General features: G+C 71.9%; 8 protein-coding genes. All 8 read left to right on the plus strand.

Annotated elements, in window-relative coordinates:
- Nucleotides 1-926: 926 nt before the first annotated feature.
- The 8 genes from ACFVXA_RS30465 (at nt 927) to ACFVXA_RS30500 (ending at nt 14,275) form a co-directional block, all read left to right on the plus strand.
- The gene (locus ACFVXA_RS30465; RefSeq protein ID WP_383744574.1) at nt 927-2,210 is read left to right on the plus strand and encodes an ATP-grasp domain-containing protein; all 1,284 of its coding nucleotides are present in this window, start codon (nt 927-929) and stop codon (nt 2,208-2,210) included.
- Nucleotides 2,200-4,524, plus strand: a complete 2,325-nt coding sequence (locus ACFVXA_RS30470) for an ATP-grasp domain-containing protein (protein WP_390027760.1) — start codon at nt 2,200-2,202, stop codon at nt 4,522-4,524. The genes ACFVXA_RS30465 and ACFVXA_RS30470 overlap by 11 nt, the downstream gene beginning before the upstream one ends.
- Entirely contained in the window at nt 4,521-6,464 is a 1,944-nt protein-coding gene (locus ACFVXA_RS30475) for a S9 family peptidase (protein WP_390027763.1), read from the plus strand. Before ACFVXA_RS30470 ends, ACFVXA_RS30475 begins: the two co-directional genes overlap by 4 nt.
- 106 nt (nt 6,465-6,570) lie before the next feature.
- Nucleotides 6,571-7,659, plus strand: a complete 1,089-nt coding sequence (locus ACFVXA_RS30480) for a fatty acid desaturase (RefSeq protein ID WP_383907916.1) — start codon at nt 6,571-6,573, stop codon at nt 7,657-7,659.
- Entirely contained in the window at nt 7,656-8,624 is a 969-nt protein-coding gene (locus ACFVXA_RS30485; RefSeq protein ID WP_390027766.1) for a proline dehydrogenase family protein, read from the plus strand. Before ACFVXA_RS30480 ends, ACFVXA_RS30485 begins: the two co-directional genes overlap by 4 nt.
- A 40-nt stretch (nt 8,625-8,664) precedes the next feature.
- Nucleotides 8,665-9,849: an aminotransferase class V-fold PLP-dependent enzyme gene (locus tag ACFVXA_RS30490; protein WP_390027769.1), complete on the plus strand. Its 1,185-nt coding sequence runs from the start codon at nt 8,665-8,667 to the stop codon at nt 9,847-9,849.
- Complete coding sequence (locus tag ACFVXA_RS30495) at nt 9,846-13,073, plus strand: AMP-binding protein (protein ID WP_390027771.1); 3,228 nt, start codon at nt 9,846-9,848, stop codon at nt 13,071-13,073. Before ACFVXA_RS30490 ends, ACFVXA_RS30495 begins: the two co-directional genes overlap by 4 nt.
- Nucleotides 13,070-14,275 (plus strand): cytochrome P450, encoded by a 1,206-nt coding sequence (locus tag ACFVXA_RS30500; protein ID WP_383744559.1) that lies wholly within the window; start codon nt 13,070-13,072, stop codon nt 14,273-14,275. The genes ACFVXA_RS30495 and ACFVXA_RS30500 overlap by 4 nt, the downstream gene beginning before the upstream one ends.
- Nucleotides 14,276-14,679 lie beyond the last annotated feature (404 nt).

Raw genomic sequence — 14,679 nt, forward strand, 5'->3', positions numbered from 1 at the left:
GCCCCAGGCACCGCCTGGGGCATCGCCATGCCGGCCGGGCCGCCGCCTGCCTGCGCGCGGTCCGGGCCGGCTCGTTGCCACCCGGTCCCCGCTCCTCGCCGGTGTGGTGGGCCACCCTTGCCGTCCTCATCGCCGCGCGGACCGTCGTCGCTCGGCGTGCGTCCGGTAGCCCGCGCGAGGGCCGTGTGCGCCGTCGGCTGCGCGCGAGGGCCGTGTCCACCGGCGCCTGTGCGAGGGCTTTGTCAGCCGGCGCCCCCGCCGCAAGGGCCTTGTCCGCTGGCGCCCCCGCGACGGCCGTGTCCGCTGATGTCCGCGCGAGGGCCGTGTCCACCGGCGCCTGCCCGAGGGCTTTGTCAGCCGGCGCCCCCGCCGCAAGGGCCTTGTCCGCTGGCGCCCCCGCAACGGCCGTGTCCGCCGTCGCCCGCGCAACGGCCTTGTCCATCAGCGCCTGCGCGCAAGGGCTTTGTCCACCGGCGCCCCCGCAAGGGCTTTGTCCACCGGCGCCCCCGCAAGGGCCGGGCCTAGTCCACCGCCGCCCGCGCAAGGCCCATGTCCGTCGGCGCCCCCGCAAGGGCTTGTCCGCTTGTCCACCGTCGCCGGCCTCCTTGCCAAGACCCTTGCCCGCGGAGTGTCCCTCCCTGACGTCGCCGGTCCTCGGCCCGTCTGACACGTCCCGCGCCCCTTCTCGTTCGACTCTCCAGGCCCGACCGGTGGGCCCACGCTGCCGGAACCCGGCCCAGCGGCCGCCGCGGCGCGGTGGGCAGGCGGACCCTTCCCCTGCCGTCCTCCCGGACGTTGCCTGATTGTTCCCCGTGATCAGAAATGTGTTGCCAAGATTCAACCAGTCGTGGCAAAGTTCTGCCTCGTGCTGGAAACCGTGTGCCCGTGTCGGCCACTGACCACCGCTCATAGCCCGAGGTGGAAACATGAGTAACCCGGAGAACCGCCCTGTTGCCGTCCTCGTGGATGCGTACACGACTGGCAATCACTTGCCACCCGCCTTTGCCCGACTGGGTGTGGACGTAGTCCATGTGCAGAGCACGCCCGAACTGATGGCGTCCATGCGGCTGCCCGACCTCACCGCCTACCGCGCGGTCGTGCCCCATGGCACGCCGGAGGAGACCGCGGCACGGCTGGCCGAGTACCACCCGCTGTGCGTGGTGGCCGGCCAGGAGCCCGGCGTCGAGCTCGCCGACGAACTGTCCGAGCGCCTGGGGTTGCCCACCAACGGAACGGCGCTGTCCCGGGCCCGCCGGGACAAGTACGAGATGATCGAAGCCCTCCGCCGCTCCGGGGTGCGCTGCGCGGAGCAGTTCAAGAGCGACAGCGCCGAATCCGTCGTCGCCTGGGCCGAGGACCGCGGTGAGTACCCGGTCGTCGTCAAGCCGCTGTCGTCCGCCGCGACCGACGGTGTCGCCATCTGCCACGGCCCCGAGGACGTGCGCAAGGCGGCCGAGGCCGTGCTGGGCACCCGCAACATCTTCGGCGAGACCAACGACGAGGTACTGGTCCAGTCATTCCTCCAGGGGGAGGAGTACATGGTCGACTTCGTCTCCTACGCCGGGCAGCGGTACGCCTGCGGCATCTGGCAGTACCGCAAGCAACTGCGGGGCACGCACCGCATCTACGACCGGGACTCCATCACTCCGCCCGACCAGAGCCCGGCGCCCGAGATCATCGCGTACATGCACGAGGTGCTCGACGCGCTCGGCATCGACTTCGGCCCGACGCACGCCGAGGTCATCGTCACACCGCAGGGGCCGGCCCTCGTCGAGATCGGCGCCCGTCTCACCGGAGGCGTGGTGCCCGAGTTCCACGATCTGTGCCTGGGCACCAACCAGGCCGACATGACGGCCCTCGCCTACGCCCGGCCCCAGGAGTTCCTGGACCACTACGCGGGTGGCACGTACCGGAAGCTGCGCGAGGCCAGCCTGGTCTTCACCGCCACCGACCTCGACGGGGTCGTCGACGGCCTGGACCAGGAGGTGGTCGCGGAGATCGAGGCTCTGGAGTCCGTCCATGTGCTGACCCCCAAGCTGGCACCCGGCAGCCGCATCCGCCCGACCGTCGACCTGTACACCGCCACGCTGGTCGTGCACACGGCGCACGAGTCGGCCGCCTCGCTCGAACGGGACTACGCCCGTATCCAGCAGCTCAAGGACCGCGTGTACCGGCTGCGCGACGCCTCGGAGGCCGGTCATGGCCGCTGAGTCCAGCCCGGCCGCGGGGGCCTTCGCGGGGCAGGAGCCCCACCTGCTGCTGATCGGTGGCGGCGGGGCCATGACCCTCAGCGTCGACGTCGCGGTCGAGGCCCTCGAACAGGCACGCAGGCGCGGTCTGCGCACCCTCGTCGTCAATCAGGAAGCCACCCTGGCCGCCACCCCGGCGGTCGGGGAACGGGCCGACGCGGTGTCCGCCGTCGACTTCACGGACGCCGCCGGCACCGCGGACTGGGCTCTGCGCGCCGCGCGGGACCAGCCGTTCGACATCGTGTTCGGGGTGCGGGAAATGGCCCAGCAGGCCGTGGCCGAGACGGCCGCCGCCCTCGGGCTGCCGGGCAATCCGCCGGAAGCCGTGCGCCGGGTCCGCACCAAGGACGCCTGCCGTGCCGCGCTCACCGCAGCCGGGTTCCCGCAGCCGTCCGTCGCGGTCTGCGCCGACGAGAAGGAGGCGCGCGCCTTCCTGGCCCGCAGCAGGGGGCCTTGGGTGGTCAAGCCGCGCGACGGTGCGGACAGCGCGGGCGTGCGCAAGGTGAACCAAGCCGGTGAACTGCCGTCGGCGCTCGCGAATCTGCCGGACGCGGCGGCACCCTTCATCGTCGAGGAGTTCGTCGAGGGCGCCGAGTTCAGCGTGGAGGGCGTCTTCCTCGACGGCCGTCCGCACGTGCTCGCCGTCACCGCGAAGCAGAAGCTGTCGCCGCCGTACTTCGTGGAGATCGGGCACGTCCTGCCCGCACCCGTGGCGGACGACAGCCGCAAGGAGATCGAGGAGCAGGTCTGTGCCGCGCTGACGGTGCTGGGACTGCGCCGCGGACTGTTCCACGTCGAGCTGTGGCTCACCGGGGACGGGGTTGTCCTCGGCGAGGTCCACGCACGGATCGGCGGCGGCTGGATCCACCGGATGCTGCCACACGCCCTGCCCGGCCTGGAACTGTACGGGATGGTCTACGACGACGCTCTCGGCCGTTCTCCCGAGCTGCCCGCCGGCCCGGGGCGCGCCGCGGCCTCCCGCTACTTCGCGCCGCCGCCCGGCCGGCTGGTCGCCGTGGACGGCTGGGAGGAAGTGCGCCGACATCCGGCGGTGCTCCACGCCGAGCTGCTGGTTTCCCCTGGCGACGTCATCACCCCCTACCGCAGCGGTGAGGACCGGGTGGGCGCCGTGGTGGTCGGGGCCGACACCGCCGAGGAGGCGGCTTCCCTGGCGCGCCGACTGGCCGACTCGGTGCGCTTCGTCACCGAACCCGTCCCGGGACCGGCCTCGTACGACACGGTCCCCGAGGTGTCCGTCACCGTGCGCGCGCACCCGCTCACCCACCCGTTCCAGATCTCCCACATGACCATCCGGTCGGTCGACCTCGTCCGTCTGCTGCTGGCGGACGCCGACGGGGAAGTCCTCGGTGAGGGCGAGATCGCCGCCGATCTCGGCTACGGGCAGGACGGCCCCGCCATCGCGGCGGAAGCGGAACGGCTGGCACGCGCACTCGCCTCGGACATCCCTCCCCCGGACGGCCGGGACGAGGTGACATGGCTCGCCCGGCGGCTGGCGGAGGCCGCCGAGGCGGGGGCCGGCGCGCCCGCCCGGATGCTCGTGGAAATGGCGTTCCTCGACCGCGCCGCCCGGCTGGCCGGTCTGCCGGTGTGGCAGTTGCTCGGCCTGCCCGACCCCGGCCGGATCGAGTTGCTGCACACGGTCCCGATCGGTGAGGAGATCCCCGACGACGGGCGCCCCTTGAAGATCAAGCTCGGCGGGTCGGACGACGCGGATGTCCTGCGCTCTCTCGCCGGGGCCCCTGGGCCGCTGATCCTGGACGTCAACCGCGGTTGGGACCGGGCGGGTTGGGAGCGGCTGCGACCCCTGGTCGAGGCGCTCGCGCCGGCCGTCCTGGAGGATCCGGCCCAGGAGCCGGAGCTGGTCGCGGAGATCCGCGTCGCCCTGCCCGGCACCAGGATCGTTCTCGACGAAGGCATCGCCTCCCTGCGGGACGCGGAGCAGGCGGTCCGGACGGCGGGCGGAGTCAACGTCAAGCTGATGCGCTTCGGCGGCTTGCTGCCCGCCCTGGCCGCCTTCGGCCGGGCGGCCGAGCTGGGCGGTGTCCGGATGCTCGGCTGCTTCCTCGAACCGCCGCGTGCCATCGCCTACGCCGCCCAGCTCGCGGGACTGTGCGACTGGACCGATCTGGACGGGCACTTCTGGGTGAGCGACGACCCCGTCGTGGGCGGGTACCGGCTGGAGAGCGGAGCCCCGGGCATCCCCCGCATCCGCTACCCCGAACCGGCCGGCGACCGGGAAGGCTCCCCGTCATGACGGGGGAACGACGCACAGCCCCGTACGGCAGCTGGCCCTCGCCCATCGGGGCCGCCGAGGTCGCGCGTGGCGAGGCCCTCGTCGAATGGGTCGGCTTCGTCGGCGACGAGGTGTGGTGGACGGAGGCGCGCCCGGAGGAGAACGGGCGCGGCGCGCTGGTACGGCACACCTCCAAGGGGCCCGAGGAGGCGCTGCCGGGCCACTGGGACGTGCGTACCCGGGTGATCGAATACGGCGGTCGGCCCTGGCAGGCCCTGTCCGAGCGCGCCGAGGACGGCGTGGTCTTCGTCCACGCCGCCGACCAGCGCGTCTACCGCCACCGGCCGGGCGGCACACCCGTCCCGCTCACCCCGGCGGGCGCGTGGCCGGCCGAGCTGCGCTACGCCGACTTCTCGGTGCGCGGAGACGAGGTCTGGTGCCTGCGCGAGCGGGTCACCGACCCGGAGGCGACGGACGCGGTGCGCCGGCTGGTGGCGGTGCCCCTGGACGGCAGCGCCGCCGACGACCCCTCGCTCGTACGGGAGTTGGCGGCAACACATCACTTCATGACGGGGCCGCGGATCGAGCCCGGCGGGGACCGGGTGGTGTGGCTCGGCTGGGACCACCCCGCGATGCCCTGGGACACCACCGAGGTCATGATGGCCCGGATCCGCCCGGACGGCACGCTGACCGAACCGGCCGTGGTCGCGGGCGGCGGGCGGGAGGCCGTCACTCAGATCGAGTGGGCCACCGACGGATCCGGGGCGCTGTACGCGGTCACCGATCCGGACGGCTGGTGGAACGTCCACGAGATCCTGCCAGAGGGCGGTACCCGCAATGTGTACCCGAGCGCCGAGGAGTTCGGCGAGGCGCTGTGGCGGATCGGCCTGCGCTGGTGCCTGCCGTTGCGCGACGGAACCCTCGCCGTGCTGCACGGGGTCGGTGAGCGCCGGCTCGGGATCCTCACCCGGGACGGCCGGCTGACGGATCTTCCGGGTGCGGCCACCGAGTGGTTCTTCCCGGCGACGGACGGCCGCCGGATCGCCGCGGTCGCCGCCGGGCCGCGCATGCGCCGCACCGTGGTGCTGGCCGATCCGGCCGACCACAGCCTCGACGTACTGCGGGTACCGGCCGACACCTCACGTGACGCCTGGGCGAGCAGACCGTACCGGCGTACCTGCCAAGGGCCGGACGGCGAGGAGGTGCACGCGCATGTGTATCCGCCGTATCACCCGGAACTCACCGGTCCTGAGGGCGAGATGCCCCCATGGATCGTCTTCGTGCACGGTGGCCCGACCAGCCGCAGCCATCTGCTGCTCAACCAGGAGATCAGTTACTTCACCAGCCGCGGCATCGGAGTGCTCGACGTGCAGTACGGCGGGTCGACCGGCTATGGCCGGGCCTACCGTGAGCGGCTGCGCGAGAGCTGGGGCCGCACCGATGTGCGCGACTGCGCCACAGCGGTCCGCGGCCTGATCGCCGACGGTCTCGCCGCGGCGGACCGCATCGCCATCCGTGGCGGCAGTGCGGGCGGCTGGACAGCGGCGGCTTCCCTCGGCACCGAGCCGGATCTGTACGGGGCCGCGGGCATCTACTACCCGGTGCTCGACGCCGTCGGCTGGCGCACCCGGGGCACTCATGACTTCGAGTCGCGCTACCTGGACGGTCTGATCGGTCCCTGGCCCAGGGACAAGGACCGGTACGAGGAACAGTCGCCCGTGGCGGCGGCGACGCGGATCCGGGCGCCGTTCGTGCTGCTCCAGGGCCTCGCGGACACCGTCTGCCCGCCGGCCCAGGCCGAGCGGATGCTCGCCCTGCTCGGCGCGTCCGGTCCCGAGCACCGCTACCTGACCTTCGAGGGCGAAGGCCATGGCTTTCGGCGCTCCTCGACCGTCGTCGCCTCACTCCACGCCGAACTTGAGCTGTACGGGCGCGTCCTGGGCTTCACGCCCGCGCCCTGAGCCCGCTCTCGCTGCCGACTCGTCGCGAGAACGCATCACGCACCACGACCGAAGGGTTGGTATGTCCGCAATCGAACAGTTGAACTTCGACCGGCTCGAGCCAGCGGTGAGAAAGGATCTCCGGGAGCTGTGCCGTCTCGACAACCACCACTGGTTGCTCGGCGTGCTCTTCGAGTACGCGCTGATCGCCGGATCGGTGGCGCTCTGCGTGGCCGGCTCCTACTGGTTCTATCCGCTGGCGCTGGTCGTCATCGGTTCCGTCCAACGGTTTCTCGCGCACTTCCTGCACGAGTCGAGCCACAAGGTGCTGGCGCGCAACAAGTTCGTGAACCTGATAGGCGGATCGGTTCTGTCCGGCTACCTGGTATGGCACCTGCACGGTCCCTACCGCAGCTCCCACGTGGGATCGCACCACCGCAACCTGGGTGACGCCGACGCGGACCCCGACTACCGATTTCACATCGAGTGCGGGCTGTACGACACCGCCCGCAGCGACCGTCACTTCTTCCTGAAGGAAGTCATCCTCTCCGTCCTGGGCCTGCGCACCTTCGCCTACATCGGGTACATCGCCCGTGAGCGGGTCTTCTGCGACAGCTCGCAGATCACCGTGTCCGTCACGGTGCCCCTGCGCGTCGAGCGTGCCGTCTTCCTCACGCAGTGGGCCCTCGTCTTCGGGCTCTGCGCATGGTTCGGGGTGCTGCCGGAACTGCTGCTCTTCTGGTTCGTGCCGCTGTTCACCACCAACGTGGCCATCGGCTGGCTCGCCGAACTGTCCGAGCACTATCCGATGCCCGAGAGCGAGCGCGGGCAGGTCCTGCTCACCCGCAATCGTCACGGGCGTTTCCTGGAGCGCTTCCTGATCAGCCGTCACAACGACCGCTATCACCTCGTCCACCACCTCAACACCGGGATTCCGTACTGGAATCTCGGGCGCGCCCACCGGGTCCTGCTGCGCGATCCCGGTTACGCCGCCTGGGACGGTCTGTGGGCCGGCGCCTTCACCCGGCCCCGCTCCAAGCGCGACAAGGAGACCGTGATCAGCTACGCGGCCAAGTACCGCGAGTGGCGCAAGAGCGGCGGCGATCCCGCGGCGACCGACCGGACGTTCGCGCAGCTCATGCTCCTTGCGGCCGCTTCCCCGGTGTCCGCACCCGCCGGCCTGGACACCGACCGAAAGACCAAGGTGGCGTCATGAACCCCCAGACCTCGCAGCGCGCGCTGTACGACGCCGCCTCCCAGGGGCTGCGCGCCCTGGCCGCGGACGACCGGTGCCGCAAGGCCTTCACCGCTCCCGGATCCCTCCTCCAGCATCTGCTGTCGCCTTCGGCACGCCGGTACGTCGTCGCCGCGGACCGCGAGGAGTTCCTCGCCTGCCTCGCGGCGCTGCGCGCGAAGGGCTACCGGAGCACCGTCGAGTTCGTCGGGGAGGAGAACTCCGACCGCGCGCAGATCGAGCGGGTCGTCCAGGAGTACCTGTCGCTGCTCGCCTACGAACCCGCTCCGGAACAGGTCGGCTTCGACCTGTCCAACGTGGGCCTCGCGGTCTCCCGGGACCTCGCTCTGCGCAACACCGCACGCATCGTCGAGGCCGCCGCCGACCGGGGCTGTGAAGTGATCCTCAGCATGGAACGCTTCCCGACCGTCGACGAGGTGCTGGGCGTGTACCGCGAACTCGCGGCCGAGTACGACACCGTCGGGATCACCCTCCAGGCCCACCTCCACCGGACCGAGCACGACCTGGCCGCGGTGGCGCAGCCCGGCCGGAAGGTACGGCTCGTCAAGGGTGCCTTCCAGGAGCCCCCGGACGTCGCGGTCGGCCGTGGCCCCGCGCTCGACGAGCGCTATCTGCGGTTCGCCGGAGAGCTGGTCGAACGCGGGGTGCGGCTCAGCCTCGCCACCCAGGATCCGGCCGTGCTGGCCGCGGCCGAGAGCAGTGGGCTGCTGGCCCGGGTCACCGAGATCGAGATGCTGCACGGCGTCCAGCCCCAGCTGCTCCGCCGCTACCAGGACGCCGGCCACACCTGCCGGATCTACGCCACCTACGGCGAGAACTGGTGGCTGCATCTGCTGCACCGCCTGGCCGAGCACCCGCCCATGGTGCTCACCGCCCTGGCGGACCTCGCCGACGGCACCGAGCGGGTCGTCGGGGCCGACTACTAGTACTCACCGGATCACTCAGCACCGGACAGGTGGAACAACGATGCACAGCGAAGAGAGGCGGAACGGCATGGACGGTACGGGACGCCGGCTGATTCATCTGAACACGGCCGGCGCCGGCCTGATGCCGCAGACCGTCCGGGCGGCGATGACGGCATGTATCGAGCGGGAGGCGGCGACCGGCTGTTACGAGACCGAGGAGTTCTTCGACGACGTCCTCCAGCGCGAGGTCTACCAGCGTCTCGCCCGGGTGGTGGGCGCCCCGGCCGAGGACGTCGCCCTGTTCGACAGCGCGACGCGGGCCTGGTGTGCGGTGGTGCCCCGGCTCGGGCTCGGCCCCTCGGACACGGTCTGGGTCACCCCCTACGAGTACGCGGGCAACCTCATATCCCTGTTCGCCCTCCGGGACCGGACCGGCTGCCGGATCGAGGTCGTCCCCACCCTTCCCGGCGGCGACCTCGATCTGGACTGGATGGCCGCGAACATCTCCGACCAGGTGGCGTTCGTATCGGTGACGCACATCCCCTCCGGCTGCGGCATCGTCAATCCCGTCGAGGAGATCGGCCGCATCCTCGCCCCGTACCGGTGCTTCTACGCCGTGGACGCCTGCCAGTCGATCGGCCAGGTCCCCGTGGACGTGGCCCGCATCGGCTGCCAGCTGCTCACCGGCGCCGGCCGTAAGTTCCTGCGCGGCCCGCGCGGCACCGGTTTCGCCTATGTGGCACCCGAACTGCGTCAGGCGCTGGCGACCGACTTCCACGACCTGCATGTCGCGCACGTCGACTCGGCCACCGGCTACCGCGTCACCGACACCAGCGCACGCGGCCTGGAACTCGCCGAACGGACCACCGCCGCGGTGGCCGGACTCAACGCGGCCCTCACCCTGCACGAGTCGGGAACTCCGTTCGACCACAAGGAACTCTTCCAGGCGCTCCGCGCCACGGTGGCGGGGACACCCGGAGTCGAACTGATCGCCCCCGGCGAGGTCCAGTCGGGCATCGTCTCCTTCCGGCACCCCGGTCTGCCGGCCGACCGGATCCGCCGCGCGCTCGGCGAGCAGGGGATCAACGTCTGGAAGATCGTCGGCAACCACACGCCGCTCTACATGGCGCAGCGCGGCGTGGACACGGCCGTGCGGGCCTCGGTGCACTACTACAACACCCTGGAGGAGATCGACGCCTTCGGCAGGGCCCTGCGCGAGGCCGTCACCGCGGGGGCACGGTCTTGACCCGCTCCGACGGCCGGTCCCGGCAGCCAGGACCCGGGACGGCCGGTGCGCGGACTCTGCACGCGGCGGTCCGCCGGCATGCCGAGGAGCGGCCCACGGCGGTCGCCGTGGTGCACGGGGAGCATGTGCTCGGCTACCGCGAGCTGGACCGCACCGCCGATGCCTGGGCAGCGTCACTGGCGGGCCGGGGCATCGGTCCCGGCTCGCTGGTGCCCGTGCTGCTGCCACGCAGCGCGCGGCTCGTCGTCGCGGTCCTCGCGGTGCTCAAGACCGGTGCCGCCTACGCCCTGCTGGACCCGGCGTGGCCCGACCGCCGTCTCCGGGAAGCCGTCGAGGAACTCGGGGCGAGCACGCTCGTCACCGACCGAGGAACCGCGCCACCGGAGATCGGGGTACCGGTCTGGGCCGTGCCCGAGCCCGGGTCCTGGACGCCGGCCGAGCGGTCCACTGGCTTCCAGCCGGCCGAGCGGACCACTGGCTTCCAGCAGGCCGAGCGGTCCACTGGCTTTCAACCGGCCGAGCGGACCACTGGCTTCCAGCAGGCCGAGCGTTCCACTGGCTTCCAGCAGGCCGAGCGGTCCACCGGCTTCCAGCCGGTCGAGGTGGCCGCCACGGCACCGGCGTGCGTCTTCTTCACCTCCGGTACCACCGGCCGTCCCAAAGGCGTCGTCGTCCCGCACGTCGCGACGACGCGGCTCATGCGCCCCGGCACCTTCGCCCGGTTCTCCCCCGGCACCGTGCTGCCCCTGGCGGCCGCGGTGCCCTGGGACGCCTTCTCACTCGAACTGTGGGGCGCGCTCTACAACGGCGGCACCTCGCTCGTCGTGGACGAGCCGTACCTGACCGCACAGGTGCTGCGGGACGGCGTGTCCGCGTACGGCGTCGACACGGTGTGGCTCACGAGCAGCCTGTTCAACATGATCGTGGACGAGGACCCGGACGCCTTCCGAGGTCTGCGCCAGATCATGACCGGCGGCGAACGGCTCTCCGTGCCCCATGTACGGGCCTTCGTGCGCCGCCACCCCGACATCGCGTTGATCAACGGCTACGGGCCGGTGGAGAGCACGGTGTTCGTGACGACCCACCGGATCACCGAGGCCGACTGCGACAGCGCCGACGGCATCCCCGTCGGCCGGCCCGTCCCCGGCACCGACATCCACATCATCGACGGGGAGATCTGTGTCGCGGGGGACGGACTCGCCCTGCGCTACCTGGGGGATCCGGCGCTCACCGCTGCGAAGTTCCCCGAAGTGCGGCTCGGGGAGCGGGCGGTACGCGTCTACCGCACGGGCGACCTGGGCCACATGGACGACGACGGGGTGCTTCACTACCGCGGCCGTATGGACCGGCAGGTGAAACTGCACGGCCACCGGATCGAACCGGCCGAGGTCGAGCGCCAGATCGAGCATCTGCTGCCGGCGGTCGGACGCTGCCGGGTGGTCGTCCGTCGTGACGAGGCGGGCACCGCCCGGGGACTGGTGGCCTTCTGTGTGCCCGCCGTGCCCGGGGACCCGCTGCGGGACGCCCTGGACGCACTGCGTCCCCTGCTGGTGCGTTACCAGTGCCCGGACGCCTTGCTCAGCGTCCCGTCCTTCCCGCTGACTGCCAACGGCAAGCTGGACGAGCGCGCACTGCTGGAGATGCCGCTCCCCGGCCCCGCGCCCGCCTCCGCCGCGGCGCAGGCGCCGGCCGAGCAGGACGCCGATGACCCGCTCGTCCGCGCGGTCGTCCGCGCCGTCAGCGCGGTGCTGCGCACCGAGGCCGTGCCCCTCGGCAACGATTTCCGGGCGCTCGGCGGGACCTCACTGGACATGGGGCGGGTCTGCGCCCAGCTGGCCCGCGAACTCGGCCGTCCCGTTCCGGTCTCGGCGTTCTACGAGCACCCGACCGCGCGCTCCTTCGCCCAGTGGCTGCGCGCCTCCCAGCCGTCCACCGCGCACGCCGCGACACCGCGGAGCGATGTGCCGCTCACCCCCATGCAGACCGTCTACCTCACCCGCCACCTTCTCGACCCGGACGACCGGTCCGCGCACTGCCCGGTGCTGTGGTCGATCGAGGGTGAGCTGGACCCGGACGCCCTCGAAGCGGCGGTCGGCACCGTCCACCGGCGTCATCAGGTGCTGCGGTGCGCCTATCTCCTCGACCCCGACCCCGTCGCCCGACCCGTCGACGTACCCGCCCCCGTCCTCGAGGTGCTGCCCGCGGAGCCGGACGTCGAGACCGCGGTCGCCACGCTGCGCGAGGTGCTCGCCGAACCCCTGGAAGTGTCCGAAGGAGACATCTGGCGGGCCGTCCTGGTGCCGTTGCGGTCCGGGCGCGGCTGGGTCCTCGGCTGCGTCGTGCACCACATCGCCTTCGACGGCTGGTCGGAAGCGGTCCTCGCGGCCGACCTCGCCGACGCGTACAACGCGCTGTGCGGCACGGATCGTGCCCCTCTGCGGGCCGCCGCGCCCACCGTCGCCGAGACCCACGCGCTGCGCACGGCCCGACTGGCGGTCGCCGACACCGACCGGCAACGCGCCTGGCTGGCAGCAGAGTTGCGGGACGTCCCGGAGCTACGGTGGCCCGGCGAACCGGCGAGTGCGCGGCGGGTGCCGCCGGGCCGCATCGAGGTCGTCCTCGGCGTCGAGGACACCGGCCGGCTGGACACGGCGGCCACCGCGGCGGGGGTGACACGCTTCGTCGTGCTGCTGTCCTGCTACGGCCGCGTGCTGGCCCGTCTCACCGGCGGCGACGACTTCGCCGTCGGCATCCCCGTCGCCCAACGGCACGACAGTCGGCTGGAGGACGCCGTCGGCTGCCACATCGACATGTCCTGCATCCGGCTGCGCGGCGACGCCCTGGCCGACGGACCCGGCGCCGTCGCCGCGGCCCACCGCGCCGTGACCCGGGCCTTCGCCGCCCAGGACGTGTCGTTCGGTGAGGTCGTACGTCTGGTGAACCCGCCCCGCGGCGACAGGGCTCCGCTCTTCCAGACGCTGTTCGTCCTGCAGGACAACGCAGTTCCCACGCTGGCGCTCGACGGTCTCCTGACCGACTTCCTGCGCCCGCCGTACCTCGACATCCCGCTGGAGGTCCAGACGGAGATCTGGCCGCTGGCCGACGGAAGGCTTCGTCTGGTGGTCAACTACCGTCCCGACGCCGTATCCCACGTGCTCGCGCGTGACCTCCTCAAGGGATTCGCCGACCTTGTCCGCACACTCCCGCAAGGAGCCAGGTCGTGACCCTCACGGTTCCTGAGACGACATCCGAGACGACCCATCTCCTCGATCCCCGGTTCCACGCGACCGGTGGTCCGCACGACGTGTGGCGCTGGATGCGCGACCACGACCCGGTGCACTGGCACGAGCCCGGGCAGTACCCGGGATTCTGGTCGCTGACCAGGTACGACGACGTTCGCGCCGTGTCCCGGGACGCCCGGGTCTTCAGCTCGGCCCGGGGCATTCTGCTCCGCCCCGTCACGCACGGCGCCGATCCGGGCGGCGGCCACACCCTGGCGCTCACCGACCCGCCCCGGCACAAGGCGCTGCGCTCGCTCGTGGCCGACTGGTTCACCACCCGTTCGGTCCGCGCGCTCGAGGGCGCCATGCGCGAGACGGTGCGCGCCGTCGTCGCGCGCGCGGTGGAGAGCGGGGAGTGCGACTTCGTCACCGACATCGCGGCGCGGCTCCCCCTGTACGTCATCTGCCGCCTCATGGGGGTGCCGGCGAGTGAGCAGGAACTGCTGTTCTCACTCGCGAGCAAGGCGTTCGCCGCGGGGGACCCGGAGACCCGTCGGTCCGCTCACCAGCAGATCATGCAGTACTTCACCGACCTCATGTACCGGCGCATGGTCGAGCCCGCTGACGACCTGGTCAGCGCGCTGGTGACGGCTGAGGTGGACGGTGAGCTCCTCTCCGAGGAGGACGTCCTGCTCAACTGCGACAACCTCCTCGTCGGCGGCACCGAGAACGTACGCCTGGCGGTTTCCAGCGGCATGCAGGCCTTCCTCGACCATCCGGACGCCTGGGAGCGACTGCGCGCGAACCGCGAGCTGTTGCCCTCGGCGGTCGAGGAAGTGCTGCGCTGGACATCGAGCGCCACACACGTCATGCGCACGGTCACCGAGCCCGTCGTACTCCATGGCCGGCAGATCCACGAGGGTGAGCGTGTCGCGGTGTGGCTCCCGTCCGCCAACCGCGACGAGCGCGTCTTCGAGAATCCTGACCGCTTCGACATCGCACGCCGTCCCAACCGCCACCTCGCCCTGGGTGCCGGGGAGCACTTCTGCCTCGGCGGAATGCTGGCACGTTCCGAGATGCGGGTCTTCTTCGACGAACTGCTGGACGCGGTGGCGAGCGTGGAGCAGACAGGTCCGGCGGTGCCGGTCGAGTCGATCGTGGTCAGCGGGCTGGAGCGGCTTCCGGTGCGGCTCACGGCAAAGTGAAGCGCAGCGAAAGGCACCGAAAGGCAGCGGAAGGCAGCGAAGGGAAGGGAAGGTAAGCGTGCCCCGGCACGCGACCGGCGCGGGCCAGGAGGGTCAGGCGGCGCGGGCCAGGAAAGTCAGGCGTGGGCCAGGAAGGTCAGGCGCTGGCCAGGAGCAGGAGGGTCAGGCGCGGGCCACGAGGGTCAGGCAGTCCGGGGCGGCAGTCGTGGGTGCGCTTTCGCGGCGTGGGCGCGGCGTTGTCGCTGAGGCGTTGCGCTGTGCCGCTCTGCCGCTCTGCCGCGCGGGGCGGGCGGGGCACGCGGGGCGCACGGGGCGGGCAGGGCACGCGGGGCGCGCGAGTGCGCCGTGTGATCACCCGGGGTGAGGGTGGTCACACGGCGCGGGTGGGGCGGTCGCCGTCGACG

This window comes from Streptomyces sp. NPDC058246, assembly GCF_042881985.1.
In the GTDB taxonomy this organism is placed as follows: domain Bacteria; phylum Actinomycetota; class Actinomycetes; order Streptomycetales; family Streptomycetaceae; genus Streptomyces.

Bases quoted from the DNA above. Each gene is read 5' to 3' on its own strand.
- ACFVXA_RS30485 (WP_390027766.1), top strand. From the start codon at position 7,656: ATGAACCCCCAGACCTCGCAGCGCGCGCTGTACGACGCCGCCTCCCAG.
- ACFVXA_RS30475 (WP_390027763.1), top strand. From the start codon at position 4,521: ATGACGGGGGAACGACGCACAGCCCCGTACGGCAGCTGGCCCTCGCCC.
- ACFVXA_RS30470 (WP_390027760.1), top strand. From the start codon at position 2,200: ATGGCCGCTGAGTCCAGCCCGGCCGCGGGGGCCTTCGCGGGGCAGGAG.
- ACFVXA_RS30490 (WP_390027769.1), top strand. From the start codon at position 8,665: ATGCACAGCGAAGAGAGGCGGAACGGCATGGACGGTACGGGACGCCGG.
- ACFVXA_RS30465 (WP_383744574.1), top strand. From the start codon at position 927: ATGAGTAACCCGGAGAACCGCCCTGTTGCCGTCCTCGTGGATGCGTAC.